Annotated in this window: 27 protein-coding genes and 1 pseudogene; 18 read left to right on the plus strand and 10 right to left on the minus strand. The window is 63.7% G+C overall.

The features are described from left to right. From AC07VS_RS21985 to AC07VS_RS21995, 3 genes are all read left to right on the plus strand, one after another. On the plus strand, positions 1-1,212 hold the full coding sequence (locus AC07VS_RS21985; RefSeq protein WP_492345936.1) for a hypothetical protein: 1,212 nt from the start codon (positions 1-3) through the stop codon (positions 1,210-1,212). A 140-nt stretch (positions 1,213-1,352) separates the two neighbouring features. Then, a complete protein-coding gene (locus AC07VS_RS21990; protein WP_492345935.1) occupies positions 1,353-1,991 on the plus strand; it encodes a pyridoxamine 5'-phosphate oxidase family protein in 639 nt (212 codons plus the stop codon). 85 nt (positions 1,992-2,076) lie between these two features. Then, complete coding sequence (locus AC07VS_RS21995) at positions 2,077-2,418, plus strand: hypothetical protein (RefSeq protein WP_492345934.1); 342 nt, start codon at positions 2,077-2,079, stop codon at positions 2,416-2,418. A gap of 19 nt (positions 2,419-2,437) precedes the next feature. Here the strand turns inward: AC07VS_RS21995 and AC07VS_RS22000 are convergent, their stop codons facing one another. Continuing rightward, positions 2,438-3,340 carry a LysR family transcriptional regulator gene (locus AC07VS_RS22000; protein WP_492345933.1) on the minus strand — a complete coding sequence of 301 codons (903 nt, stop codon included), beginning with the start codon at positions 3,338-3,340 and terminating at the stop codon, positions 2,438-2,440. A 139-nt stretch (positions 3,341-3,479) separates the two neighbouring features. Between AC07VS_RS22000 and AC07VS_RS22005 the strand changes: the two genes are divergently transcribed. The 3 genes from AC07VS_RS22005 (at position 3,480) to AC07VS_RS22015 (ending at position 6,394) form a co-directional block, all read left to right on the plus strand. Then, entirely contained in the window at positions 3,480-4,028 is a 549-nt protein-coding gene (locus tag AC07VS_RS22005; RefSeq protein ID WP_494751996.1) for a carboxymuconolactone decarboxylase family protein, read from the plus strand. A gap of 191 nt (positions 4,029-4,219) precedes the next feature. Then, positions 4,220-5,089 carry an HD-GYP domain-containing protein gene (locus tag AC07VS_RS22010; RefSeq protein ID WP_492345931.1) on the plus strand — a complete coding sequence of 290 codons (870 nt, stop codon included), beginning with the start codon at positions 4,220-4,222 and terminating at the stop codon, positions 5,087-5,089. A gap of 315 nt (positions 5,090-5,404) precedes the next feature. After that, complete coding sequence (locus tag AC07VS_RS22015; protein WP_494751997.1) at positions 5,405-6,394, plus strand: alpha/beta hydrolase family protein; 990 nt, start codon at positions 5,405-5,407, stop codon at positions 6,392-6,394. Here AC07VS_RS22015 and AC07VS_RS22020 read toward each other — a convergent pair. Further along, positions 6,391-7,320 (minus strand): LysR substrate-binding domain-containing protein, encoded by a 930-nt coding sequence (locus tag AC07VS_RS22020; RefSeq protein ID WP_494751998.1) that lies wholly within the window; start codon positions 7,318-7,320, stop codon positions 6,391-6,393. The genes AC07VS_RS22015 and AC07VS_RS22020 overlap by 4 nt on opposite strands. Before the next feature lie 111 nt (positions 7,321-7,431). Between AC07VS_RS22020 and AC07VS_RS22025 the strand changes: the two genes are divergently transcribed. Genes AC07VS_RS22025 through AC07VS_RS22040 form a run of 4 tightly spaced genes read left to right on the plus strand, consistent with a single transcriptional unit; the run spans position 7,432 to position 9,843 of the window. Next, positions 7,432-8,655, plus strand: coding sequence for an MFS transporter (locus AC07VS_RS22025; RefSeq protein WP_494751999.1), 1,224 nt, complete (start codon positions 7,432-7,434; stop codon positions 8,653-8,655). After that, positions 8,652-8,774, plus strand: coding sequence for a hypothetical protein (locus tag AC07VS_RS22030; RefSeq protein WP_492345927.1), 123 nt, complete (start codon positions 8,652-8,654; stop codon positions 8,772-8,774). Before AC07VS_RS22025 ends, AC07VS_RS22030 begins: the two co-directional genes overlap by 4 nt. A 17-nt stretch (positions 8,775-8,791) precedes the next feature. Further along, positions 8,792-9,652 (plus strand): isocitrate lyase/PEP mutase family protein, encoded by an 861-nt coding sequence (locus AC07VS_RS22035; RefSeq protein ID WP_494752000.1) that lies wholly within the window; start codon positions 8,792-8,794, stop codon positions 9,650-9,652. Next, entirely contained in the window at positions 9,649-9,843 is a 195-nt protein-coding gene (locus tag AC07VS_RS22040) for a hypothetical protein (protein ID WP_494659016.1), read from the plus strand. Before AC07VS_RS22035 ends, AC07VS_RS22040 begins: the two co-directional genes overlap by 4 nt. Before the next feature lie 33 nt (positions 9,844-9,876). On the opposite strand, the gene AC07VS_RS22045 is transcribed toward AC07VS_RS22040, so the two are convergent. Next, positions 9,877-10,839, minus strand: a complete 963-nt coding sequence (locus AC07VS_RS22045) for a LysR substrate-binding domain-containing protein (protein ID WP_494752001.1) — start codon at positions 10,837-10,839, stop codon at positions 9,877-9,879. Between the two features lie 98 nt (positions 10,840-10,937). Here AC07VS_RS22045 and AC07VS_RS22050 point away from each other — a divergent pair, with 98 nt between their 5' ends. Together AC07VS_RS22050 and dkgB are read left to right on the plus strand one after the other, a co-directional pair. Further along, positions 10,938-12,140 (plus strand): MFS transporter, encoded by a 1,203-nt coding sequence (locus AC07VS_RS22050; protein ID WP_494752002.1) that lies wholly within the window; start codon positions 10,938-10,940, stop codon positions 12,138-12,140. A 38-nt stretch (positions 12,141-12,178) separates the two neighbouring features. Next, positions 12,179-12,991: a 2,5-didehydrogluconate reductase DkgB gene (gene dkgB, locus AC07VS_RS22055; protein ID WP_492345923.1), complete on the plus strand. Its 813-nt coding sequence runs from the start codon at positions 12,179-12,181 to the stop codon at positions 12,989-12,991. A 445-nt stretch (positions 12,992-13,436) separates the two neighbouring features. On the opposite strand, the gene AC07VS_RS22060 is transcribed toward dkgB, so the two are convergent. Then, a complete protein-coding gene (locus AC07VS_RS22060; RefSeq protein ID WP_492346162.1) occupies positions 13,437-13,871 on the minus strand; it encodes a winged helix-turn-helix transcriptional regulator in 435 nt (144 codons plus the stop codon). A gap of 109 nt (positions 13,872-13,980) precedes the next feature. On the opposite strand from AC07VS_RS22060, the gene AC07VS_RS22065 reads away from it, so the two are divergent. After that, positions 13,981-14,598, plus strand: a complete 618-nt coding sequence (locus AC07VS_RS22065) for an FMN-dependent NADH-azoreductase (protein ID WP_492345922.1) — start codon at positions 13,981-13,983, stop codon at positions 14,596-14,598. A 4-nt stretch (positions 14,599-14,602) separates the two neighbouring features. Next, positions 14,603-15,256 (plus strand): NAD(P)-dependent oxidoreductase, encoded by a 654-nt coding sequence (locus AC07VS_RS22070; protein ID WP_492345921.1) that lies wholly within the window; start codon positions 14,603-14,605, stop codon positions 15,254-15,256. 187 nt (positions 15,257-15,443) lie between these two features. On the opposite strand, the gene AC07VS_RS22075 is transcribed toward AC07VS_RS22070, so the two are convergent. The 4 genes from AC07VS_RS22075 to AC07VS_RS22090 all read right to left on the minus strand — a co-directional run bounded on the left by AC07VS_RS22075 (position 15,444) and on the right by AC07VS_RS22090 (position 18,848). Continuing rightward, positions 15,444-15,878 carry a DUF2267 domain-containing protein gene (locus AC07VS_RS22075; protein ID WP_492345920.1) on the minus strand — a complete coding sequence of 145 codons (435 nt, stop codon included), beginning with the start codon at positions 15,876-15,878 and terminating at the stop codon, positions 15,444-15,446. 94 nt (positions 15,879-15,972) lie between these two features. Further along, positions 15,973-16,614, minus strand: a complete 642-nt coding sequence (locus AC07VS_RS22080; protein WP_494752003.1) for a hypothetical protein — start codon at positions 16,612-16,614, stop codon at positions 15,973-15,975. Continuing rightward, positions 16,595-18,100, minus strand: coding sequence for a cation:proton antiporter domain-containing protein (locus AC07VS_RS22085; RefSeq protein WP_494752004.1), 1,506 nt, complete (start codon positions 18,098-18,100; stop codon positions 16,595-16,597). Before AC07VS_RS22085 ends, AC07VS_RS22080 begins: the two co-directional genes overlap by 20 nt. Positions 18,101-18,377: 277 nt before the next feature. Next, the gene (locus AC07VS_RS22090) at positions 18,378-18,848 is read right to left on the minus strand and encodes a sigma-70 family RNA polymerase sigma factor (RefSeq protein ID WP_494659013.1); all 471 of its coding nucleotides are present in this window, start codon (positions 18,846-18,848) and stop codon (positions 18,378-18,380) included. 184 nt (positions 18,849-19,032) lie between these two features. Between AC07VS_RS22090 and AC07VS_RS22095 the strand changes: the two genes are divergently transcribed. From AC07VS_RS22095 to AC07VS_RS22110, 4 genes are all read left to right on the plus strand, one after another. After that, a complete protein-coding gene (locus AC07VS_RS22095) occupies positions 19,033-19,827 on the plus strand; it encodes a sulfite exporter TauE/SafE family protein (protein ID WP_494752005.1) in 795 nt (264 codons plus the stop codon). Between the two features lie 683 nt (positions 19,828-20,510). Next, positions 20,511-21,185: a CsgG/HfaB family protein gene (locus AC07VS_RS22100; protein ID WP_494752014.1), complete on the plus strand. Its 675-nt coding sequence runs from the start codon at positions 20,511-20,513 to the stop codon at positions 21,183-21,185. A gap of 5 nt (positions 21,186-21,190) precedes the next feature. Next, complete coding sequence (locus tag AC07VS_RS22105; protein ID WP_492345916.1) at positions 21,191-21,553, plus strand: DUF4810 domain-containing protein; 363 nt, start codon at positions 21,191-21,193, stop codon at positions 21,551-21,553. After that, a complete protein-coding gene (locus AC07VS_RS22110; protein WP_492345915.1) occupies positions 21,540-22,196 on the plus strand; it encodes a DUF799 domain-containing protein in 657 nt (218 codons plus the stop codon). The genes AC07VS_RS22105 and AC07VS_RS22110 overlap by 14 nt, the downstream gene beginning before the upstream one ends. A 46-nt stretch (positions 22,197-22,242) precedes the next feature. On the opposite strand, the gene AC07VS_RS22115 is transcribed toward AC07VS_RS22110, so the two are convergent. Both AC07VS_RS22115 and AC07VS_RS22120 read right to left on the minus strand, forming a co-directional pair. Continuing rightward, positions 22,243-25,650, minus strand: a complete 3,408-nt coding sequence (locus tag AC07VS_RS22115; protein WP_494752006.1) for an EAL domain-containing protein — start codon at positions 25,648-25,650, stop codon at positions 22,243-22,245. 309 nt (positions 25,651-25,959) lie between these two features. Beyond that, positions 25,960-26,139, minus strand: a pseudogene (locus AC07VS_RS22120) (porin); the annotation flags it as partial.

Raw genomic sequence — 26,139 nt, forward strand, 5'->3', positions numbered from 1 at the left:
ATGAACCTCAGCAAGCAAGCGGTGTGGTGGCTGGCCCTGGGGGTCTGGGCCGGCGCATCAGGTGCTGCGGCTGTCGCCGACCCAGGGCCGTGGCAAAGGTCGAGCGATGCCCGCAGTGAAACCCGGCTCGGTCTGGGCTGGCAGGGCCATGAAAGCGATGAAGCCGAGACACGCTGGCAACAGCACCTGAACTGGAAGCAGGCCGACGAGCAGCAATGGCACCTGGAGCTGGAGGGCCTGTGGCGTGCCCGGGGTGTGCAGGAGGCTCGCCTGGGGCAGGCCTTTTACCGGCATCGACAGGGGCACTGGCAATGGACCTTGGGCCGACAGGTCCACGACTGGGGCGTCACCGACACGGTTTCGCCCAGCGACCTGCTGAACCCCCGCGACTGGCGTGACCCGACCCGCTCGCGCAAGATCGCGCTGCCCTCGTTGAGCCTGCGCCATGCCCAGGCTGGCCATCAGTTGGAGCTGGTCTTCAGCCCTGGGGCCACGGCCTCGCGCCTGCCCGACGGCGTCTGGGCGCCCGCGTTGCCCGTGGGCATCAGCCTGTTGCCGGTGCAACACCCAGCGCAACAGGCCCAGCTCGGTTTGCGCTGGACCGGGCAGGCGCTGGGTGGCGACACCAGCCTGGTTCTTTACCACGGCCACAGCCATGCGCCCACCGCGGTCTGGGCGCAGACCGACGCTGGTCTGCCCGCCTTGCAGCCGCTGCAAGACCGGCTCAATGCCGTGGCGCTGGGGCATGTCCGTGAGTTGGGGTCACAGTCTCTGCTGCGTCTGGAGTGGGGGCTGCACCAGGCCCGGCGCAGCGACAGCTTCAGTCAATGGGTGGCGGGCATTGAACAGACGCTGAATGGCCCGGGCAATGAGGACTGGCACCTGGTTCTGCAGTGGCAGGGCGAATACGCCGTGCGCCGCTCCCCCGAGATCCCCGAAGGGTGGTGGGACTTCAGGCGGCTGTTCAACCACCAGATGCTGGCCCGTGCGCAGCAACAGACCGATGACCCCGAGGCCTGGCGCCTGAGCCTGGAAGGCAGCTGGAAGCCGGGCGAGCGCCAGCGCTTCATCCGGCTGGAGGCGCAGCGGCGCCTCAACAACCAGCTGGAGCTGACCTTGGGGGCTGTGGCCATTGCTGGGCAACCGGACACCTTCTGGGGCCAGTACCGGCGCCTCAGCCGCTGGACCGCCAGCCTGTTGTGGCGGCTGTAGGCCGGACCCCGGATGCCGTCATTCCGCTCGGCGGAACACTGCATTCGGGCCGGTAGGCGTTCTGTTTTTGGCGGGGCCCGACGATAGTTGCATCGCCTGTTGCACCCATCGCGACGGCGTCAACCCTGAGGGACCGAACCATGAGCCGCGCCTACTCTGATCTTGCCTTCACGCCTGCGGTGCGTGCCATGCAGACCCGCATGGGCAGCCGATCGGCTTACGCCCAACTGGACCGCACTGACGACAGGCGCGACGTGCTGACCGAGTTGGAGGCTGACTTCATCCGTGAGCGTGACGGCTTCTACCAGGCCACCGTCAGCGAAACTGGCTGGCCCTACGTGCAGTTCAGAGGGGGCCCGGCTGGCTTTCTCAAGGTGCTGGATGCCAAGACCCTGGCCTATGGCGACTTTCGCGGCAATCGGCAGTACATCAGCGTGGGCAATCTGGGCGGCAACGAGCGCGTCTCGCTGATGCTGATGGACTACGCGAGCCGGCAGCGCCTGAAGATCCTTGGCCGCGTGCGCTTGCTGAGTGAGGCCGAAGCCCCCGCAGTACTGGCGCAGCTCAGGCTGCCGTCTTACCGCGCCCAGGTCGAACGGGCAGTCGTCATCGCTGTCGAGGCCTTCGACTGGAACTGCCCGCAGCACATCACGCCGCGCTTCACTGAGGCCGAGGTCGAGCAGGCCGTGCAGCCCTTGCGCACCGAACTCGAACAACTGCGAGGCGAAGTGGCCCGCCTTCGGGCCAGCTTGCAGGCCGCTCCGTCGCTCCAGACCTGAGCCGTCGCGCCTTTGTTACCTCAGTCCCGGTGCGAGGCCACCGGGGCTGGCCTGCCCATCCCGCCTCAACCCAAGGAGTTCTCTCATGCACATCAAGCAAATGCTCAGCAAGGCCCGTTCTGACGCCGCCATCACCCCGGTCGAAGCGCGCGACGCGATGCTCGGTTGTTTTGTCACCATCCATGGCGAGACACTCAAGCGCGGCGCGGCCTTGCTGGGCAGGCCCCTCAGCGATGAGCAGGCCGAGCACCATGCCACCGTCGTCATGAAAGGCTTGCTCGGGCCCCAATGGGATCGCCCGAGCAAGGCCGCGCTGGCCGATGCGCGCATGCGCATGGACCAGAAGATGAACTTCTCGCAGGCACCCCAAGATCTGCAAGACCTTCACGAGCAGGTCTGCAACCTGATCGTCAGCAAGACGGCCTGAGAGCCCTGCCGCCATCGCTTCAGGCGAGGGCGCCCAGGCGCTCGCGCAGCCTCTCCAGCGCCAGGTCGAGGAAGGCCCGTGCCTTGAGTGAGGCATGGCGGCCCTCCCGGTGCACCAGGTGCACCGGAAGCGGCGCCAATTCAAATGGCTCCAGCACCCGCCGCAGTTGTCCCTTGCGTACCAACTCGTCAACCTGGTAGGACATCAATCGGGTCAAGCCAAACCCGCCCACGGTGGCTGCAACGGCCGCATCGTTGGTGGTGGTCAGCAGGCGTGGCGTGACCTTGACTGCGCTGATCCCGTCGGCCACCTTGAAGCGCCACTCGGGTGCCGGCGTGACCGCATTTGCCGAAATCAGCGTGTGGCCAAGCAGGTCTTCGGGCCGCTGCGGCTCACCGTGCTCTGCCAGGTAGCTGGGGGCGCCACAGATCACGCGGCGCACGCTGCCCACCCGAACCGCCTGCAGCGAGGAATCCGGCAGTTCGCCAATGCGCACGGCCACATCCACGCCTTCGTCCGTCAGGTTCACCACCCGGTCCAGAAACCAGCACGAGGCCGTGACCTCGGGGTAGCGCTGTAAAAACTCAGTCACCACGGGCGTCACATGCAGCGCGCCAAACAACATGGGCGCAGTGACCGTCAGGCGCCCCCGGGGCGCCCCGTGCAGGCCGCTGACCGACTCGTCGGCCTCGGCCAGTTCCGCCAGGATGCGCCTGCAGTCCTCCACATAACGGGCCCCGGCCTCGGTCACCCGCACAACCCGCGTCGTGCGCGTCAGCAGCCGGGCCCCCAAGTGGGTTTCCAGCTCGCCGATGGCCCGGGTCACGGCTGGAGGGGAAATGCCCAGCTTGCGGGCTGCCCCGGCAAAGCCACCCACATCAACCACCGCCACAAAGACATTGATGAGATGCAGTCGATCCAATTGTTCCTCCATTCGTAATGGTGAATTGGGTTTTTATGTGATTCTAATCGTCTGCCGATTCAACGACAGTTCATCCATTCGCTGAATACGCAGCGGATGCGAAACCTGAAACCCCTTTGATCCACTTTGGAGATTGAACATGTCCCGACTCAGCATCCCTACCGTTGACCAATCCCTCGCCGCCAGCAAGCCGCTGCTGGCCGCCGTCGAAAAGCAACTGGGTGTGGTGCCCAACCTGATGAAACTGGTGGGCCACAGCCCTGCCGCGCTGGAGGGCTATCTGGCGCTCAACGGTGCCCTGAACAAGGGCCATTTGAGCCATCCGCTGCGCGAGCGCATTGCCTTGGCCATCGCCGAGTTCAATGGCTGCGACTACTGCCTGTCGGTGCACAGCTACCTGAGCACGAACGTCGCCAAGCTCAGTGCCGTCGAAATCGACGCGGCCCGCGATGGCCGCTCTGAGGATGCGCGCGCCGCCGCCGCGTTGCATTTTGCCCGCCGGGTGGCCGAAACGCGGGGCCAGGTGTCTGACGCTGACCTGGCCACGCTGCGTGCCGCCGGCTTCGACGAAGCCGCTGTGCTGGAGATTGTCTTGAACGTCGCGCTCAACGTGTTGACCAACTACGTCAACAACGTGGCGCAGACCGACATTGACTTTCCGCGGGTCAGCGCCCGGCAGGCGGCCTGAGCGGCTGGCTCACACGCTGGCACCTTGCACCCCGCCATCGCGACCCGAAGCACCTTCTTGGCGTCGGGCGCCCCGCGACCGGGCGGCACGACATCCCCAGCGCTGAAGACCCGTGCAGCGGGGAAGGGGGCGGCCCATGGCTTTGGCTCGCGCCATGGCGCCCCCGCAGACGAGACATGAGAAATTCCGAAATGCAAGCACCGAATCATGAAGCAGGGGCGCTGCGCCAGGCTTTGCTGGCCAGCCTCCTGGTCTCTGCCTGGATGGTCGAGGCGCGTGACCCTTATACCGGTGGTCACCTCTGGCGGGTGGCTCGCATGGCCCATGCACTGGCGCTGGCGTCGGGCAGCACGCCGCGTGAGGCCAGTCGCGTCGCCGTGGCCGGGTTTTTGCACGACCTGGGCAAAGTGGGCATTCCAGATGCCATCCTGCGCAAGCCGGGCCGACTCAGCGATGAAGAGTTCGCCACGATCAAGACGCACCCCAGGGTCGGAGCTCGCATGTTGGCTGGCCATCCCCTGGCGGCGCTGGTCGTCGAGGTGATTCACCACCACCACGAAATGCCCAACGGCCGGGGCTACCCCATGGGGCTGGTCGATACGGAGATCCCGCACGACGCCCGCCTGGTGGGGATCTGCGATGCCTTCGATGCCATGACCAGCACTCGGCCCTACCGCACCGGCATGTCCATCGCCAAAGCCCTGGACATCATCGAATCCGAGCTCGGCCAGCAGTTTGATCTGGCGCTGGGCAGCACGTTCGTGCAGATGGGCCGTCGCGGCGCTTTCGACGCCATCGTGGGCCACAGTGACGAGGCCATGCCGTTGCAGCACTGTCCGGTCTGTGGGCCCACCCTTGTCCGCACACGCAGTGCGCGCGCGGGCGACCACTTGGGTTGTCCGGCCTGCACGGCGCGCTTTGCCTGGGCCGACACGGCACACGGGCTCCGTGCCGTACCGACCGGCGAGCCTGCGACGGCGGCCGAACTGGAGCCTGGGCTGGACCGGGTCCAGATCGAGGCCCTGGTGCTTGATTGGGGCGACGCGTTGACGGGGCTTTGAAGGCCTGCCTTGCCAGGGCACGGCCTCTTGGCCGCACCGCAGCCAGTACCGGCAGTGCCGCAGGGCATCCGCTCGGGTCTGGGTCTTTGAAATGGGCCGGATTGGCGGGGCGCGATCGCCTGGGCTGAGTTTGGATGGCTTTTGAGCCCCTTCATCGACGTCGCGTCGGCATTGCAGTCCCCAAGGCCCAGGCGCCACTGTCACCCATGCATGCGCCTCATGCGTGGGCGTCCATTTTTTCGCTTGAAGCCGTTTTCTGCATCGCTAGATTCGACCCATGGACTCTTTTTCACTGAACCCGTCCCGGATCGAACGATGAACCACCCCAGACGCACCGCTTTGCCTCAGGCCATCGAGATCACGGCAAGCGATGGCTATCGGCTGAAGGGCCAATGCTGGCGCCATGGCGGCAGCGCCTGCGGCACCACACCGCGGCCTGTGGTGGTGATCAACCCTGCAACCTCCGTGTGTTGCCGGTATTACGCGCGGTTTGCGGCGTATCTGCATCAACACGGATGGGATGTGCTGACCTACGACTACCGGGGCATTGGCGAGTCGCGTCCCCCCAGTCTGCGCGGCTTTCGGGCCGGGTGGATCGACTGGGGGCGGCTGGATTTCGAGGCCGTGCTGCAGTGGGCAAGGCACCGGTTTGCGGGCCAGCCGATCCAGGTGGTGGGTCACAGCGTGGGGGGCTTTCTGATCGGGTTGGCGCCCTCCAGCGCGCTGGTTTCGCGCGCGTTCACCGTGGGGGCCCAGTACGCGCACTGGCGGGACTATGCCCGCGACAAGCGCTGGCGCATGTGGCTCAAATGGCATGTGGTGATGCCGGCATTGACGGCGGTGTTCGGCTACTTTCCAGGCAAGCGCCTTGGCTGGCTGGAAGACACGCCCAAGGGCGTGGTGCGTGACTGGACCTCGCCAGCCCCGCGGTTTGAAGACCTTTGGCGCCGCGGCGAGGCGGCACTGAGTGTGGCGGAGCGGCAAGCGCTGGTCAGCCGGTTTGCAGCCCTGCAGGCCGATCTGCTGGCACTGAGCCTGAGCGACGACGAATTTGGAACCGTGGCCGCCATCGATCGCCTGTTGGCCTATTTTTCGGGTTGCGAGCGGGTTCATCTGCACCTTGACCCCCGGGCCCTGGGCGAGGCGGGTGCCGCGGGGGTGGGGCATTTCGCGTTCTTTCACCAACGTTTTGAGCACAGCCTCTGGCCCTTGGCCCTGGATTGGTTGGGCCACGCTCGACTGCACCCCGGCCTGAAGGGCGAGCTGACACGCCAGGGGCGAGCCTGGCCAAATGTAGCGAGCTAGCTCGCCAGCCCTGCAGACTGGGCCAGTACCCAATCGATCACCTTCCTGACTTCAGGGCGGGGCAGGGCGTCGGCCTGGATCAACCAGAACGCGTGGCCATCGTCCTGCAGGGGCTCCGACCCGGTCAGGGGGGGGCGGCAGGGCAGTTCCACCAGACGGCCATCGGCCAGCATGTCATTCACCAGCGGTTGGCGACCGAGTGCAATGCCTTGCCCGGCCACGGTGGCATGGATGATCTGGTCGTATTGGTTGAATCGCAGCATGCCTCTGGGCCGAACTCCTGCCCAGCCTCGTGCGGCCAGCCACTCGCCCCACTGCAGCCAGGGGCGGTAGGGGCCGTCGAACTCCAGCAGCACCTGTTGGGCCAATTGCTCGGGCTCGATCAGCGCACCCGCGCTCAGCGAGGGGTGCGCAACCGGCACCACCGTCTCGCTGAACAGGCGATGGGCACCGGCCGGCACCGAGTGGTGGTTGCCGTAGCGGATGGCCAGGTCCACCCCCTCGGCCTGCAGATCGGCCAGGCGATTGCCCGCCGACATGCGCACATCGATGTCGGGATGGGCCTCGATGAACCGGCCCAGCCGAGGCAGCAACCACAGCCCGGCAAAGCCCACGGTGGTGGTCAGTGTGACCAGCTTGGCACCTCGGCTTGGCTGAAGGGCTTCCACCACGTCCTGAATCTGCTGCACCGCCGTATCGGCGCTGCGGAACAGCCGTTCACCCTCCGGGGTGAAGGCGATGCGGCGATGGCCGCGCTCCAGAAGTTTCATGCCCAGGGCCTCTTCCAGCGTCTGGATCTGGCGACTGACGGCAGATTGCGTCAAACAAAGGTCTTGGGCCGCCAAGGTGATGCTCATGCGCCGGCCCACGACGACAAAGCCTTTGATACCGTCGAGGGAGGGCAAGCTGACCAGGGGTTTTGACATTCTCAATATGAATGTAAGTGGGGACTAGAAGTCGTTTGAATAGAAGAAGCTTGAAGATTTTAATGAGGCTGTTCTTTCATTTTCACATTCTCAAAAAGAATGTAAAAACACATGCAGTCTCGTCAACCACTTTCATCGCCAAGCTCCTCCAGCCTTTGGCCCCTGGTCTTGTCCGCCGGCTTGATCATGGGTTTGTCGCTGGGGGTGCGCCACGCGCAAGGCATTTTTCTGTTGCCCATCACCCTGGACCGGGGCTGGTCGCGCGAAGATTTCGGTTTGGCCATCGCCTTGCAAAACCTGCTGTGGGGCCTGGCGCAACCTTTCACCGGCATGTGGGCGGACCGACATGGTTCGCGCCCTGTGCTGGTGGGGGGGCTTGTCTTGTATGCCCTGGGCTTGCTGGGCATGTCGGTGGCGGCGACGCCCTCTGGTTTCCTGTTCTGTGCTGGTCTGGGGGTGGGGCTGGGCTTGTCTGGCACGGCCTTCGGGGTGGTGTACGGTGCGCTCAGCCGCATGCTGCCCGCGGAAAGTCGCAGTTGGGGTTTGGGTGTGGCTGGCGCGGTCGGCGGCTTGGGGCAGTTTGTGCTCGTGCCCTTGTCGCAGGGCTTGATCCAGAGCCTGGGATGGGCCGGGGCTTTGGCGGCCCTGGCAGCCGGCTGCGTCATGCTGCTGCCCTGTGTGCTGCCCATCCAGGACCGGCCTCAGGCCGAGGGCCAGCGGCAGCAAAGCCTGAAGGCCGCGCTGGCCGAGGCGTTTTCGCTCCGTGGGTTCTGGTTGCTCAACCTCGGGTTTCTGGCCTGCGGCTTTCAACTGGCCTTCATCGCCTCGCACCTGCCGGCCTATGTGATGGACCAGGGCTTGCGGGCGTCGGAGGCCGTCACTGGCCTGGCCATCATTGCCCTGGCCAATGTGGCCGGTACCTATGCGTGCGGCTGGCTGGGCGGACAGGGCCGGCGCAAGCACCTGCTCAGCAGCCTCTACCTGATCCGGTCTGCCGCCATGGCCTTGTTTGTGCTGCTGCCCCTCAGCACCTGGAGCCTGTATGCGTTTTGTGCGGTGATGGGCTTTTTATGGCTGGGCACCGTGCCTTTGACCACGGGGCTGATCTCGCAGGTGTTTGGCCTGCGCTACCTCAGCACCTTGTTCGGCTTTGTGTTTTTCGGTCATCAACTCGGTGCGTTTTTCGGGGTCTGGTTGGGTGGTTACGTTTTCGAAGCCACCCACTCGTACCTGCCGCTGTGGGTGATCAGCATGGCTTTGGGTCTGGCGGCGGCCTGCCTGCACTTTCCGATCGATGACCGGGCCCTGCCAAGTGCTTCTGAGGTGCCCGCATGAGGCCCGCCCGCGTGCTTCAGCTTTGCGGCCTGGCCTGTGCCCTGGTTGTGGTGTTCAAGGCCTGGTCGGTGCCCGAACTGGCCCGCAAGCTGGCGGCGCTCAGCACATTTTGCCCATGACGTTTCAAGGATCTGCCATGACATCCCAATACCAAAAGGCGGCCAGGTTCAAGGCCTTGCATGCCCAAGCCCAGACCTTTGTCACCCCCAACCCCTGGGATGCCGGCTCGGCCATCCTGCTGGAGCAGATGGGCTTTCAGGCCCTGGCCAGCACCGGTGCAGGCCTGGCATTCTCATGCGGTCTGCCTGACAACCAGGTGGGCCTGGAGCGAACGCTGCAACATCTGAAGGCGCTGACATCGGCGACGCACCTGCCCGTCAGTGCCGATCTGGAAAACGGCTTCGGACATTCGCCCGAGGAGGTCGCCCGCACCATCGTCCGGGCCGCCGAGGCCGGGGTGGTGGGGGGCTCGATCGAAGACTCGACCGGCAACCCCGGTGCGCCTTTGTACCCACTGTCATTGGCCGTGGAGCGCATTCAGGCGGCGGCTGAGGCCGCTCGAAGTCTGAGCTTTCCATTCACACTCACGGCACGTGCTGAGAACTTCGTCTGCTGTACCCACCCAGACCTTGATGATGCGCTCTGCAGGCTGCAGGCCTACGACAAAGCGGGCGCCGACGTCTTGTTTGCGCCGGGCATGCGCTCACTTCAGCACATCGCCACCTTGACGCAATCGGTCGACCGACCGGTGAACGTGATGATGGGGTTTGCCTCGCCCGAGTTTGGTCTCCAGGCGCTGAGCGAGCTCGGTGTGCGGCGCATCAGCCTCGGCGGCTCGCTGGCTCGAACCGCGCTGGCCGCCATGTGCCGCGCCATCGAAGACATGCAGCACCAGGGCCGCTTCAGCTATGCGGATCAAGCGATTCCGAATCCTGAACTGAATCAGCGTTTTGCCAAGCGCCTGCCAGCCCGCCAAGCCCCAGGGCCCGCACCATGATCGCGCAAGCCTTGGCCCGCTGGTCTGGCACGTGGGCCGCGCTCAAAGCCCGCTGGAAGTCGCGCCCACGGCGCCTCGACCAGCCCAGTCTGCCCGCCGAGGTCATCAAAGACCTCGGGCTTTGCCACGCTGATTGGGTGGCCATTCAGGCCGGCCACTTTGCGGGCGACGCCACCCGGCGACAACGCTGAGAGGCCATCAGCGGCTGCCCCCTGTTGTTGGGGTCATCCGCACGACGACCTGACGCAAGAGCCAGCCGGCGCCTGCAACGATGAGCTGGCATCCTGTTCGAGTGCCGATGGCGTGGGCATCCGCGTCGCGAGATAGTCGAGAAAGCATCGAATCCGTGCCGTGAGTGGCGTGTTGCGGTAATACACGGCATGCACCGGCTGCAGGACCTCAACCGTGTCCTTTGCCAGCAACTGGACGAGGTCACCGCGCATGCGGTCATCACGGGTCATGAAGTCAGCCAGGCAGGCGATGCCCTGACCGGCCAGCGCCAACTGCCTCACTGTCTCGCCGCTTGAGGCCTTGATGTTCGGCATGACCTCGTAGGCTTGCCCGTGTTCGCTGCGCAAGGGCCAATGGTTGAGGCTCTCTGGTTGCGTGAAGCCGATCAGGCGGTGCTTTCGCAAATCAGCCACGCGCTTGGGGCGCCCATTCGCTTCGAGGTAGGCGGGCGTCGCCAGCACACGCAATCGGAAACTGCCGAGCGGGCGAGCATGCAAGGTGGAATCGCGCAGGTGGCCGATGCGAAGGGCCACGTCGGTGCGCTGTTCGATCAGATCGATGATGCTGTCGCTGCTGTGCAGTTCGATTTCGATCTCGGGGAAGCGCTCGCAGAACTCCCCGATCAGCGGCACGACGACGTGCAGCATGAAGGGCGAAGCCGCGTTGACGCGCAACCGCCCTGCCGGGCGCTGGTGGCGCGTGGCCATCTGGTCTTCGGCCATCTCCACGGCACCAAGGATGGCGCGCGCATGCGTCAGAAACACCACCCCTTCCTCGGTCAGTTCGAGCTTGCGCGTCGTGCGTCTCAACAGCGTGGTGCCGAGCTTGCTCTCCAGCCGGCCCAAGGCGCGGCTGGTGCCAGAAACCGTCTGTTCGAGTTGCTCGGCTGCGGCGGTGATCGAGCCGCTGTCGATCACCGTGGTGAAGGCGAGCAGTTCGTCGAGGCTGATTTTCATTCTTGACTCCTAGTCAAGAGAATTCTGCCTGATAGCGGCTTTTTGGGAATCAATAAGGTTGGGACACTGCGACCTCGACATTTTGTCCGGAGCCCCCCATGCCACTTGCCCTGTTTGCGCTGACCCTCAGCGCTTTTGCGATCGGAACGACTGAGTTTGTCATCGTCGGTCTGATTCCCACCGTCGCCGCCGACCTCGGCGTCGGCTTGCCTTCGGCCGGCTTGCTGGTCAGCCTCTATGCGCTCGGCGTCGCCATTGGCGCGCCGGTGCTCACCGCGCTGACCGGCAAGCTGCCGCGCAAGGCGCTATTGCTTTCACTGATGGCCTTGTTCACGCTCGGCAACCTGATGGCCTGGCAAGCGCCGGGCTACGAGTCCTTGGTCGTGGCACGCGTGCTGACCGGCCTGGCACACGGTGTGTTCTTCTCTATCGGCTCGACCCTGGCGACCAGCCTGGTGTCCAAGGAGAAGGCCGCTAGCGCCATTGCCATCATGTTCACCGGACTGACGGTCGCGCTGGTCACCGGGGTGCCGCTGGGGACCTTCATCGGCCAGCATTTCGGTTGGCGCGCGACCTTTCTTGCGGTGTCCTCGCTGGGCGTGATCGCCTTTGTCGGCAGTGCCCTGTTCGTGCCCGGCCACCTGCGCCATGCGCCGCCGGCGTCGCTGCTCCAGCAGGCGCGTGTGCTTGCCGAGCCACGCCTGCTGCTTGTCTACGCCAAGACCGCGATCGGCTACGGGGGATCGTTCATCCCTTTCACCTTCCTCGCTCCGATCTTGCAGGACATCTCAGGCTTCGCGCCGGGCGCGGTCGGTTGGGTGATGCTGGTCTACGGCGTCTCGGTGGCCGTCGGCAATTTGTGGGGCGGCAAGCTGGCCGACCGCAAGGGGGCGATTCCCGCACTGCAGATCATCTTCGCGCTGCTCGCCGCCGTGCTCCTGATGCTGACCTTTACCGCACCGCATCCCTGGCTGGCCGTCGCGACGGTGCTGCTGTGGGGCGCGGTCGCCTTCGGCAACGTGCCGGGTCTGCAGGTCTACGTGGTGCAGCAGGCCGAGCGCGTCGCCCCCCAGGCGGTCGATGTCGCCTCGGGCCTGAACATCGCGGCCTTCAACCTCGGCATCGCCGGCGCTGCCTGGGCCGGCGGCCTGATCGTCACCCATCTGGGGCTGATGCATACGCCCTGGATCGGCGCGCTGGTGGTGCTGGTGTCGCTGGCGCTCACCTCATGGAGCGGCGCGCTGGACCGTCGCAGCGGCGTGCCTCTGCGCTTCAATGGCGCCCGCCCGGCGGGGCACTGACCTGCACCGCCCCCACAACCTCGAACCCAAGGACCCTCATGAACGAACCCCGCATCCCCGACTTCGGTCTTGGCACCTTCCGCCTCACCGGCCAGACTGTCATCGATTCGGTGCGCAACGCACTGGAGCTTGGCTACCGCGCGATTGACACCGCCCAGATCTACGGCAACGAGGCCGAGCTTGGCCTGGCGATCGCCGAGTCCAGCGTTGCGCGCTCGCAGCTGTTCCTGACCACCAAGATCTGGACCGAGAACCTCGGCCCTCAACGCCTCCTGACCAGCCTGGATGAGAGCCTTGCCAAGCTGCGCACGGACTACGTGGACCTTACCTTGATCCACTGGCCTTCCCCGGGTGGCGCCGTGCCGCTTGCTGAAACCCTCGGCGCATTGATGGCGGCCAGGGAGCAGGGTTTGACGCGTGAGATCGGTATCTCGAATTTCAACATCGAGCTGACCCGGCAGGCTGTCGCCACAGTGGGCCCCGGTGTGATCGCCACCAACCAGATCGAGCTGAGCCCCTACTTGCAGAGCCGCAAGCTCACCGCCTTCCTGGAGGCGCAAGGCATCGCTGTGACTTCATACATGACATTGGCTTATGGCAAGGTGCTCAACGACCCGGTGCTGGTTGACATCGCGGCCAAGCATCACGCCACCGTCGCGCAGGTCGCGTTGGCCTGGGCCTTGCAGCTGGGCTATGCCGTGATCCCGTCGTCGACCCAACGCGAGAACCTTGCTTCTAACCTGCGAGCCCGTGATCTGCAACTCGACGCTGACGACATGGCGAGGATCGCCACGCTGGAGCGCAACGGTCGCGAAGTCGATCCGGCAGGTCTGGCCCCGAAGTGGGACTGACTCGTACCCCTGGATGCACCCCGTCACGCCTGACGGCCGGCAACTTGAGCCTCGGGATCAAAGCCTCGCTCGACAAGTACGGCAGTCCGCCTGGGCTTTCGGGCACTGCGGGCTCGTGACGTGTCACCATACGCCCCTTCGTTCGCCCCTTCGTTCCTCCAGCCGCCGCCGTGCTGCCGATCCGCGAAGTGCTGCCGACGTGGAAGTCTGCATCGACGGTGCTGCGGCAGGTTGCGATCACCTGCTGCTGGGGCCGCGACCGGCAACCGGCGTGTGGTGTACGCGATTTTTTCGATCAGTCGTGACCAACTCTTGCTTGGATAGATCGGTGAATGTATTGCGCCTTGACACCCCAAGAAAGATCCGAATTGGGACACAGGCCCCAACGCGAGCCGGCATTTGGATGTTGCCGCTGTGTTTGCACAAGCCTTCGGTCCAGGCTCGTTTATCGCCGCTGGTAGACAACGCCCTGAACCAAGACCTGATCCGGCTCCGGTTCCTCATCAAAACGTTGATGCGCCTCGGCAATGGCGAGTTGGTTCTTGTTGGCCCAGTTGACCAGTGCCATAACAGGCTCCAACAGCGTTCTTCCCATTTCAGTGAGTTCGTAATCAACGCGTGGAGGAATGGTCGCAAACATCGTTCGCGTGATCAGCCCATCGCGTTCAAGCCCGCGCAATGTCAGGGTCAGCATCCGCTGGGAAATGCCGTCGATGCTGCGCTTCAACTCGTTGAATCGCCGCGGGCCATTGGCCAGCATGGCGACAATGTAGAGGCTCCACTTGTCGCCGATGCGATCCAGGATTTCACGGGTTGCAAGACAGCCGCCAGCATCAGGTGCGGGCATATCGGCCAGCAATTCGGTGTGACTAAGTGACACGCGTGTGCCTTCTTGTGAGGAAACGGCGGAAACCATAGCATCCTTTGTATGAATTGGTAAGTCAGAATAAATACATGACTTAGTTATTAATTTATACCTAGGAGCCGCCATGAGCCACACCCTGCTTGTCACTTCCAGCCCGCGCGGGGCTGACAGCCTTTCCACTCGCTTTGCCACCGAAATCGCCGAGGGCATCCGGGCCCGCTCGGGCGGCCCACTGACCGTGCGCGACCTCGCCGAGAATCCACCGCCGCACATCACGCCGGCCTATATCCAAGGCCGGATCACCTCGCCCGAAGAACGCGCGCCGGAACAAGTCGAGGCTGTGAAGGTCGCGCAAGAGTTGGTCGATGAGTTGAAAGTTGCCGATGTGATCGTGCTCGGGTCGGGCATGATCAACTTCGGCCTGCCCTCACAACTCAAGGCGTGGTTCGATCACGTCACCTGGCCACGCGTTACATTCGGCTATGGCGACACCGGACCGAAAGGGCTGCTCACCGGCAAGAAGGTCTATCTCGTGACCGCTGCGGGAGGCGTGTTCTCGGAGGGCTCCTGGGCACCGTTCGACTTTCAGACCAACTATTTGCTGCACCTGCTCGGTTTCATCGGCCTGACCGACGTCGAAGTGGTGCGTGTCGAAGGCACGGTTCTCGGCCCCGAGGCAGTGAAGGCCGCGATCGTCAGCACCGAGACGGCCATCACAGCCTTATTGGCGAAGGTCGCGTAATCGAATGGCCGGAAAAAAATCAATCGCGCTGTTCGGTGCGACGGGGCCGACCGGAAGGCACATCATCGAAGAAGCCTTGAAGCAGGGTTACCACCTGACGGTCTATGCGCGCGACGAGAAAAAACTCGCATCGTTCGCAGGAAGAATCGAAATTGTGGTCGGCGACCTGCAAAACCAAAGCGCCATTGCGAAATGCGTCCTGGGCGCCGATGCGGTCGTCAGCGCCCTTGGCCCCAATAGTCTCAAGGTTCAAGGCGATAAACCGGTCATGAACGGCTTAAGCCACGTCATCGCCGCGATGAAGCATGCGGGCGTGCATCGCCTTGTCCAGATTTCTACCGCTGCTTATCGTGATCCCAAGGATGGCTTTGCTTTCCAAACCCAGGCATTCGTGCTGTTGTTCAAGATAGTCGCGCGCAAGGGGTATGAGGACATCAAGGCGACCGGCGAATTGATCGCCAATTCAGACCTGGACTGGACACTGGTCCGCATCCCGAACCTCAAGGATGGCCCCGCCGAGGGCCGCTTGGATGTGGGTTGGTATGGAAAGACCAAACTCAGCATGAAGCTCTCCAGAGGCAATCTTGCGAAGTTCCTGGTTGACCAAGTGACCGACGAGGAGTTCTTGCGTGCCGCACCAGGTATCGCTAATCATTGACGCAACAACCTCTCGGCAAGGCTCGCGCCATGAGCGGATTCACCAACGCGGATGTACCCGATCAAACCGGAAAGACCTTTATCGTTGACCTGCCCTCTGCAGACGCCCCAATACTGCCGTTCTCCATTGAAACGGAGCAGTCGGCCCGAGCAAGGGGTGAGGCATCGTCTGGAGTGACTGGCAGGGGTCAGTTGTGCGAGCTAACGCTACTCCAAAGCTTGCGCATTTCGGGTGGCAGGGCGTCTAGCGCGCGGGCGAAAGCGTCCGATGGAACAACCGAGAACAATGCTAAGCCAACGGCCTCAATGGCGTTATCCGGCGAGAAGTTGTGTTTGTGACGCAGCGAGCGAACCTCTTTCAGGATGTCATCCCGATTGCCAATCGTTGCGGGTTGCTCGCCAGGGTTCCATCCTTCAATGAAGAGGCCACGAATTGCTGGTGGTAACTGATCTGCAAAGCGAAGTGCTTGGTGAAGCGTAAGCCTACGACGGAACGCATGGAGTACGCCTACGACCATGTTCCAGGCCATGTTCGTCGTCGCAAGACCAGCGCGATCACGCGCAGTCACCATGAATTTTTCGAAGTCAATGGAGGCGCGCTGGTACTCAGGAGGCCATGGCATGGGGATCGGATGTGAGGGCTTTGTTGCTGAGGCCTGACGTTTGCGGAAAGTCTAGCCCATCCCAAATCAATCCCCCCACGAATCAACGTCCCCTTCAGCCTTGCGGCCCCTCGGCCCCCGTCTGAGTGGCTTCTGGCCCATGGCGTCTCTTCAACGTCGGTCGCGCCACCCCCAACTGCCAGGCACGCCCCAGTTCCTGATCGACCCAGGTGTAGACCTCTTTGGAAATCATGCTTTCTGACACCATGGCTTCCAGGGCGGTGCGGCCCTGGCGCAGGGCAAACAGCAGCAGCAGGCGGCGTTCCAGGGCCTGGGTGAAGTCGGGGTGGGCGTCGCGCAGGGCCTGGATGGCTTGTTCGGCTGATTGGCTGCGGGCCAGCAGCACGGTGTCGAGCAAGCCGGCCATGCGCTCGCCCAGCAGGGGTTTGAGGCGGCTCTGGTTGTAGCGGTGCAGGCGCTCCAGCACGGCGCGGCGGCAGATCAGCAGCTCGAAGCGGTCGGCCAGGGCGGCTGCCAGGGGGCGGTCGAGGTGCAGGTGGCGGTGCAGCCACAGGGCCAACTGGTAGCTGATGTGTGGCTCCAGGATGCGGCGTGCGGCGCGGTTGTAACCCAGGCGCCCCTCGTTGCGGGCGGCATCGATCATGTGGCCGGTGTTGCTCATCATGGCGTCAAGGTTGCGCACACTCAAAATGCCGTTGCCGTACTCGGGGATCAGGTCACGCTCGCGCGTGGCCAAGGTGGTCAGGCCGATGGCGAGGCGCTCGCGTTCGGTCAGGTCGGTGGCCAGCGGGGCCTGGCCCAGGGCCAGGCCATTGCGGTACAGCTGGTTGACCTCGGCGGCCGCCTCGGGCTGAAAGTGAAAGGTGGCGGCGATGCGTTTGACCGTGGCCTCGACCTCTTCGGTGGACAGGTTGATAGCCTGCTGCTGCAGGGCCTGATCCTGGGCGGAGAGTCGGTCCAGCCCCAGTTGCCGGATCACCCAGCGCAGCGAGCTGCCATTGACCAGCAGGCTGAACAGCACAAAGCCGGTGGCAATCACCGACACAAAATGCCGGGTGGCCGCGGGCAGGGCGGTGTTTTCGGCCACGCCCATGGCCAGTACCAGGGTGACGGCGCCCCGAAGCCCCCCCCCAGGCCATGGCCAGCTTGTAGGCCGAAGAGATGGGGGCGCTCAAGTGCAGCCTGCTCAGGGCGGGCAGCATCAGGTACAGCACGGCCAGCCGCCCCACAAACGCGGCAACCACGGTGGCGAGCAGGTACCCTACGTCGTGCCAGGCCACATCCTGCAACAGATGGGGCACCCGCACCGCGGCCAGCAAAAAGACGATGGCGCCGGCCAGCACGGCGATCTGTTCCCACACCAGTTGCACGTGGTCCCAATTGCGCGGCGCCAACCGGGTCTTGGCCAGGCCGTTGATGACCAGCCCGGCGCAGACCACCGCCACCACGCCCGACACATCCAGCCATTCGCCCCCCAGCAGGTACAGCGCGTAGGGCACCGCCATGGTCAAAGCCGTTTCGGCCGAGGCGATGTTGTTCATCAGCGGCAACACAAAGGCCACGGCCCGACCCACCACCAGGCCCAGCACCACCCCGCCGCCAAATGAATAGCCCAGGCTGGCCAGACCGTCTACCCAACTGACCGAGGCCCCGTGCCGGGTCAGCATGCTCATGAGCACGGCGGCCAGGGCAATGGCGGCGGCATCGTTGAGCAGGCTTTCGCCCTCCACCAGGCGGATCAGACGTCCGGGCGCGCCCACGTCACGGAAGATGCCGACCACGGCCGAGGGGTCGGTGGTGGCCACGATGGCGCCCAGCAGCAGGCACACCACCAGGCTTTGCGGCGCGACCAGTGCCAGGCCCAGGCCGATGGCCCCGGTGGCCACAAACACGGCCACCACGGCCAGCAATAGGATGGGCGCGGCATCCTGCAGCATGTTGCGCACGTCCACGGTCAGCGCCACCTGAAACAGCAGCGGCGGCAGAAACAGCCACAGATAGGCCTCGGCCGGAAAGTCGGGGCTGATCAGGGGGGCAAAAAAGAAGGCAGCAAACTCGGGGGCCACCGAGTCGATGGCCACATAGCTGGCCCCCAAGGTGATGCCGACCAGCGACAGCAAGGTGGATTCGGGGGCGCCCATGCGGGCGGAGGCGACCTGCACCAGGGCCACGATGGCCAGCAGGCAGGCGGTCAGAACAAGCAGTTCGGCAAGACTGGGCACGGGGTGATCAGGTGCCGGTCAGGCACCGGTCCTGAAGTGGGCGGGGGAAAGTAGGGGGGCGGCAAGGCATCCATCACAGGCCGTGGCGGGTGCAGGCACCCAGGCCAGGGCCATGATAGCCCCGTCTGCGCCGGGCCAGCCGCAGGCGGCAGCACCTGGATCAAGCAAGGTGTGCAAAGAGTGCAAGCCATTGCAATCGATGCACTGAATGCCGTGAAAAAACAGGCAAAAGAGGCCAAACCCCTTCCACTGCGGGGGGGCGTGCTGCAGCACAGTCTCAGGCTGGGCGGCTCAGGCGAAGGCGGCGCGGGCGTTTCGGGGGGGCTTTGGGCTCGGCCTCGCGGCTTTCCGGGGCGGGCAGCGTGGTGGTCGATCGCGCGGCGGCCGGCGCCGCCGATGCGGCGGGGTCGCGGGGGGCTTCCAGCAACTGGTCCAGTGCCCGGGCCTGGCGGGCCTGCTCACCGGCTCGCCCCTGCAGCAGGTGCTGGGCGCACTGGCGCAACAGCATGGCCATCCAGTCAATGGCCGGGCCGGTGTTGCGGCGGTACTGCCGTGCCTGCTGCCAAACCCGCACGTAACAGGCTTGCAGCACCTGCTCGGCCCAGGGCGGCGTGGCCACCAGCATCAAGGCCAGAACATACAGGCGGTTGGCGGTGGCATCGTGCAGTTCGGTCAAGGCCAGGCGCTCGCCCTGGGCGATGCGTTCCAGCAGCTGGATCAGGCGGTGGGATTCGGTCGGATGTGTCATGGGGCAGAGGGCTTGACCCGTCGGCGGTCGGAAGGTTCCGTTCATCGCGGGGCCGGAGTGTGCCTTGCCGGCGGCTTTCGCGCCGGCGCACTCCCCAATGTCCTTGCCTGGGCAGGTTTCATGGGGCGTGCTGCCTGCGCTGGTAGGTGCCCGGGGCACAATGTCTTGCCGTGGCGCCTGCGGGATGTTGGGGCTGAACTTGTATTTGCGGGTGTACCGAGTGTCTGAACTGCTGCAACATTTCTCGTGGGTGGCTGCCTTGGCTGCCCTGCTGGTGGGGCTGTCCAAAGGGGGGCTGCCGGCCATTGGCATGCTGGCCGTGCCCCTGATGGCCTTGTCCATGTCGCCCGTGCAGGCCGCCGTGCTGCTGTTGCCGATCTATGTGGTGTCTGACATGGCGGGCCTGTGGCTGTACCGGCGCGACTTCAGCGCGCCCAATCTGCGCATCCTGGTGCCGGCCGGGCTGGGCGGCGTCTTGCTGGGCTGGGCCACCGCGGCCTGGGTGTCAGACCGGGTGGTCACCTTCTTGATCGGTTTGATGGGGCTGGGTTTTTGCCTGTATGCCTGGCTGCGTCGGCAAAGCGATGCCCCACCTCAGCCGGCCCACCTGTACAAGGGGTGCTTCTGGGGCACGGTGACCGGCTTCACCAGCTTCATTTCACACGCCGGAGCGCCGCCATTCCAGGTTTATGTGTTGCCTCAGAAGCTGCCCAAGGCGCAGTTTGCCGGCACCGCCACACTGTTGTTTGCAGCCATCAATCTGGCCAAGATCGTGCCCTACCAGTTTCTACGCCCCTACTCGGCCCAGGCGCTGTGGGGGGCCGCAGCCCTGTTGCCTTTTGCGCTGGCCGGCACAGTGGCCGGCGCCTGGCTGACCCGCCGCCTGGCGGACGCCTGGTTCTACCGCCTGGTGCAGGTCGGCCTGCTGCTGGTGTCGCTCAAGCTGATCATGGATGCCTGGGGCATGCCGCAGGGTTGAGGCCAGGCGTCAGGCCTGGCGGCTTGATCTTGGCGCGGGGCCCCGGCTGCTTCTGCAAGGGGGCATGCCGAACAGCGGGTGCCCAAACCCTCGATGTTCATCGATGCCGTGGCTGGCACCTCGGCAAGCCGCTTGAGCAAGGCGCGCACGTCGTTGGCGGGCCACGTCAACAGTGGTGCCAGTGATTGCCGTCTGCAGTGAAGTGCGCATGGCCTTGGTCTGGCCTTGAGCAGGCGGATCTGCCGATCAAGGCCAATTTGCTGCGCAGCAGGCCCCATCCAAGCGGGTTTGGCACATGGTCTTGTGCAAGCGCGTGGCCGCTGCCGCTGCCGCTGCCGCAGGCAATGCCAAGGGCTATCTTGGCGGCCGATAGAGTGCAACAAAAAGCCATATCAGTATTTTGATCAATACAGGCTGAAACTATTTTTGTTTCAGGATTTTGCGGCTTGCAGATTGAGCGGCCTGTTCTGCGTTTTGAACGGGCTCATCATCCGTTTTTGGGGGCGCCGCTTCAGGTCCAGGGCCGGCGTGAGCTGCGGGGTTTCTTACATTTCCCGTTCTGGAGAGTGGGCGCCGATGCTGTACTCACGAGCTGCCGATTTTTGGATCGCGAGAAAGAGAGATTTATTTTCTATTCACGATTCGAAAGTCAAGTTGGTCGTGATGTGCAAGGAGCGTTGAATATGAAATGGATTCCTCTGTTGGCTGGTGCGTGTGTGCTTGCAACCATGGCAGGTTGCGCAACGGAAAATTCCAGGGTGCTTGAGACCAAGACTGTCGCTGCCGCGTCGAGTCACTTTACGGGCCAGAAGTTGCCCATATCGGTTGGCAAGTTCGAAAATAGATCGCCATTCCAGCGTGGGATCTTCAGCGATGGTGTGGATCGTCTGGGTAATCAGTCCAAAACAATATTGATTTCCCACTTGCAGCAGTCCAATCGATTTTCTGTGCTCGATCGCGAAAACATGAGTGAATCGAGCCAGGAAGCCAAAATAAAAGGTCAAGCCCAGAAAATAAAAGGGGCTGACTTTTTGATCGCGGGCGATGTGACTGAGTTTGGGCGCAAAGAGGTTGGCGATCATCAGCTTTTTGGCATCTTGGGTCGCGCCAAAGAGCAGATCGCATATGCCAAAGTTGTTTTGAATGTGGTCGATGCATCAAGCTCTGAGGTGATTTACTCGGCCCAGGGGGCGGGTGAATTCTCTTTGTCCAATCGTGAGGTGATCGGTTTCGGTGGCACTGCAGGCTATGACGCTACCCTGAACGGGAAAGTTCTTGATCTGGCCATCCGTCAGGCAGTTGATAAGTTGGCTGCTGCCGCTGATTCAGGTGCATTCCAAATGCCAGCGACAAGGTGATGCCCATGCGGTCCTATACATTATTTTCGGTGATCACTGTGTCGATGGCGTTGGCGGCTTGTGCGGGGCCACCTACCTTGTACCAGTGGGGGCCCTATGAATCTCAGCTGTATTCACATTTCAAAAGTGAATCACCTCAGGCCCAGATTGATGTCATGGAGAAGCATGCTCAGATCGTGCGGGATTCTGGGAAATCCCTGCCGCCGGGCTACATGGCGCATCTGGCCGTTCTCTATGGCCAGGTCGGTCGTGATGCTGATCAGATGTCGGCTTTGCAGAAGGAGAAAGACAATTTTCCAGAGTCAAAAAATTACATCGATCGTCTGATCGGTCAATCGAAAGTGGGGGCTTCCGATGTCAAAAAATAAATATGTCTTGTATGCCGCTTTGCTTGGGTCGACGGTGCTGGTAGGGTGCGCAGCACCTCAAGCCAAAGACTACTCTGCATTTCGCGCTGCTGATCCCAAGACGATCTTGATTCTGCCGCCTAAAAACAGCAGTCCTGATGTCAAAGCGACTTATGGTGTTTACGCTCAAACATCTCAGCCGGTCGCAGAAGCCGGCTTTTATGTGCTGCCAATCTCATTGGTCGATGAGCATTTCAAAGCGCAAGGCCTGACCATTGCTGATGATATTCACGCAATTGACATCGGAAAATTGAGAGAGGTGTTTGGAGCGGACGCAGTTCTGTACATCGATGTGAAAGAGTATGGCTCCAAATATTATGTGATCGGCAGCAACACGGTGGTGGCGGCCGAGGGCCGCTTGGTCGACCTTCGAACGGGCGAGGTGCTTTGGAGTGGTGTGGCGCGGGCATCTTCCGAAGAGCAATCTCAAAGCAGTGGCGGCATTGCCGGGATGTTGATCACGGCGCTGGTCAAGCAGGTGATGGCCACTGCCCTGGATCAGAGCTTCCCCATTGCCGGCATGACAACGCAGCGCCTGCTGTCCGCACAAAGCCCTGGGGCATTGATTCCGGGGCCGCGTCACCCTGCCTATCCAAAGCACTGATCGTTGCCCAGAGGGGCGCCTGCCCGATCGGGGGCGAGGTGGCGTTTCAATCCTTGGGGTGTGGGTTCTTGGCCTGATGGGTGCCTTCATGGGCCTGCCGCCAGGCCTGAAAGGCTTCCGGCGGCATCGGCCGGGCCATGAGGTAGCCCTGGGCAAAATCGCAACCCAGGCTGGCCAGTTGGTCCCAGTGGGCCTGGGTTTCGACGCCCTCGGCCACAGTCTTGCGGCCCAGGTCGTGCACCAGATCGATGGTCGAGCGCACGATGGCGGCCGAATCCTTGTTGTTGCACATGTCGCGCACAAAAGACTGGTCGATCTTGATGTAGTCGACCGGCAGCTTCTGCAGGTAACTGAGCGCTGAATAGCCGGTGCCAAAGTCATCGATGTACAGGGCGATGCCCTCGGCACGCAGGCTTTGCAAGACGCCCAGCGCGTACTCGGCGTCTTCCATCACCGCGGATTCGGTGATTTCCATCTCCAGCAGGTGGGGCGCACCGTTCCAGGTGCTGCGCAGATGGCGCAGCCGTGTCAGCAGGTTCTCATCGCGCAGATTGCGGGCCGACAGGTTGACGGCGATGGGCACCGCGCAACCCTGCAGGGCCCAGTGGTGGTTCAGGCGCAGAGCGGCCTCGATCACCCAATCGGTCAGGGGGGTGATCAGGCCGGTCTGCTCGGCCAGGCCGATGAACTCCATGGGGGGCACCAGGCCGCGCTGGCTGTGCTGCCAACGCACCAGGCCTTCGGCACCGCAGACGGCGCCACTGCGCATGTCGATCTTGGGCTGCAAGTGCAGCAGCAGATCGCCGCCCTCGATGGCGCGGCGAAGTTGGCCGGCCAGGTTGAGCTGATGCGGCTGCCGGGCGCCTTTGGCCGGGTCGAAGATCACCTGCCGCAGCCCTTTCTTGCGCGCCATCTGCAAGGCAATGTCCATGTGCCGATACAGATCGTGCGGGGTCGTCCCGTGTTGGGGGTACAGCGCGATGCCGGTGCGGGCCGAAATGTCGATCTCGATGTCGTCCAGGGGCATGGGTCGGGTCAGGGCGGCGTTCAGTCTCTCCACCTGAGCCAGCGCGGCCTGGGCATTGCCATCGGGCAGCAGGATGGCGAATTCGTCGCCGCGCAGGCGGGCCACACTGGCGTCAGGCGGCACACTCTGACTCAATCTCTGGCCGAATTCGCACAACAGCTGATCGCCAAAACTGAAGCCAAGGGCGTCGTTGATTTCGCCGATGCGCTCGATGTTGATCTGCAAGACCGCAAACTTGGACGGGCCCTGATGCTCCGCCAACGCCAGCGCCATGCTGAGGCTTTCGGTGAACTGGGTCTCGTTGGGCAGGCCTGTCAGGGCATCGTGGCGGGTCAGGTGCTGCATGGCCTGTTCGATCTGCGCCTGCTCGACCTGGCTGCGCAGCGTGGCGATGCCAAAGGCCAGATCGTCGGCCGATTCACTGAGCAACCTCACCTCGTCGGGGTTGAAGGTGTTGGGTTCACGGTCATAGAGCGCCAGTGCGCCAATGACCTTCTGGCCGACGCGCAAGGGGCAGGCCAGGGCGGATCGGTTGCCGTCCAGGTACTCCAGCCAGGGCACGTAGCCCGGGCTATCCAGCACATTGGCGATCACGGTGGTCTGGCCGGTTCGCACCGATTGGGCCGTGGCCCCCTGCCCATTTTCGGTATCGGCCCAGGTCAGGGGCAGACGGCTCAGGAATTCGAGGCCATGCTGGTTGCCGCTTTGGGCCATCAGCTTCAAGGTCTGGGCTGCGTCGTCGAGCCGATACCACACGGCGGCCATGCCATAGCCGCCGGTGCTGACGATCGCTTGGCACATGTGTTGCAGCAACTCGTCCTCCGTATTGGCGCGCAGCATGGTCCGGTTGACGGCGCTCAGGGTGCGCAGTGCCCGGCCCAGGTGCTCCAGCTCTTGCACGCGTTGGGCCAACTCGGCGTTCAGGTCCTGGATGGCGGCCTCGCTGCGTTTGCGCTCGGTGATGTCGCTGCCCAGCAGGTAATAGCCGAGCACATGGCCCTGCTCGTCGCGCTTCGGGAAATAATTCACCGCGTGCCACAGGTCGGGTTCAGGCTGCCAGTCAAAGCTCTGTGCCTGGCCTTGCAGCGCCTTTTGAATCATGGGTGCGGCGATGGCATAGCGATCCGGGCCCAGGATCTCGATCACGCTGCATCCGGTGATGTCGGCCCGCTCGGGTGCGAACCGGCGCCGGTATAGATCGTTGACATACACGTAGCGTTGCTGGGCGTCGACATAGCCGATCAAGGCCGGGACCGCCGCCATCACGCTGCGCAGGTGTTCTTCGCTTTCATGCAATTGCTGGGTTCGCTCCCGCACATGCTGTTCCAGCAAGGCGTTCTGGCGTTCGATCTGCAACTCGGCCTTGTACTGTTGGGTCACGTCGCGAAACACCAGCACCGTGCCGCGCATCTTGCCCGCGGCATCGCGGATCGGTGCCGCGCTGTCGGCAATGGGGCATTCGCTGCCATCACGGGCGATCAGGCTGGTGTGGTTGGCCAGATCCTGTTGCTGGCCGGTCTGTAGCACGCGGACAATCGGCACCTCGACAGACGCACGGGTGCTCTCGTGGACGATCACGAACACCTCTTCGGCCGGGCGGCCGCGGGCCTCGGCTTCGCTCCACCCGGTCAGTCGCTCTGCCACGGGGTTGAGGCGCGTGATGCAGCCCTCGAGATCGGTGGCCAGAACACCGTCACCGATGGACCAAAGGGTGATGGCCAGGTCTTCCTCGCGCTCTGCCAGGGCCTCGCGATTGCGCGCCAGCTGTTGCAACTGACGCTGGATCAATTTGTAGGTGGCCGCCAGCAAGCCCAACAGCAGGGCCGATACCAGCAAGCCCCCGCCCAACAGCCATTGGCGGCTGCGCAGTTGCTCGGTGTCCCGGGCACTGAGCAGGCGCAGTTCTTCGTCGCGCATCTGGTCCAGCAGACCATAGACCTTGTCTCGGGTTTCGCGCAAGGGCGCCTGGGCCACATAGGCCGTGGCCGCCTCGACGCCCTGGGTCTTGCGCAGCAACTCGACCTGGCGGGCAATGGCGATGCGCTGGTCCACCACCTCGCGCAGTTGCTGCCAGCGGTTCTGTTGCTCGGGGTTGTCGGTGGTGAGTTGGGCCAGGCTGCCCAGGGCCGCTTCGCGTGAGCGGGAGGCCTTTTCTCTCTCAAGCAGATAGCTGTTGTCGCCCGTCATTCGGAAGTTCTGCGTGCTCAGCTCGACCTGCAGCATGTCGCCACGGGTGATGGCCAGCGAATTCAGCACTTCCTGGGTGTGGTGCACGCTCTGGGTGGCAATGGCCGCATCACGGGCCAACTTCCAGGTCAGTCCCAAGAGGGCGGTGACCACCAGGGCGGCAGCGGCAAAGGCCAGCAATACCTTGGCATTGAACCCCCCTTGCAGTTCAGGGTGAGGGGCCATGGTCAAACGCAGCATGCTTCGGGGCCCGTTCCAGGGCCATTCACATGGGGCAATCGGGGCGACATGTAACACCTCCCTTAAGGCGTTGATTGGTGGGATGCATGGATCAGTCCGGATCTTCGTCCGACGCTGAGGCATGCGGCTTCGCCAAGATTAGCCGTATTTGAACTTTCAAGCCAGCCAGGCATGTGCTGAGATGAGGGGTGAAAAGACGCCAAAAAAAAGAGCCCCGCCGGCGGCGAGGCTCAAACCTTGGATGGAATGAATGAAGCTGCCAGCCGCCCTCGAAGGGCGGTCAACAGCACCCTCGGTGCTGGCCTGGGGTCAGAACGCCAGGCGCAGGCCGATGTCAAAGCCGGTGGAGTTGCCATTGACGTTGTTGGCGCCGGTGACGGGGCCGAGGGCGCCGGAGCCGTAGGAGTTGGCGGCCATGGAGGCGCCGCCGGAGTTGCTGACGCGGGCCAGGGTGGCGTAGGCGGCGGTGCGCTTGGAGAGGTTGTAGAT

Source organism: Curvibacter sp. GW821-FHT01G03 (assembly GCF_059422285.1).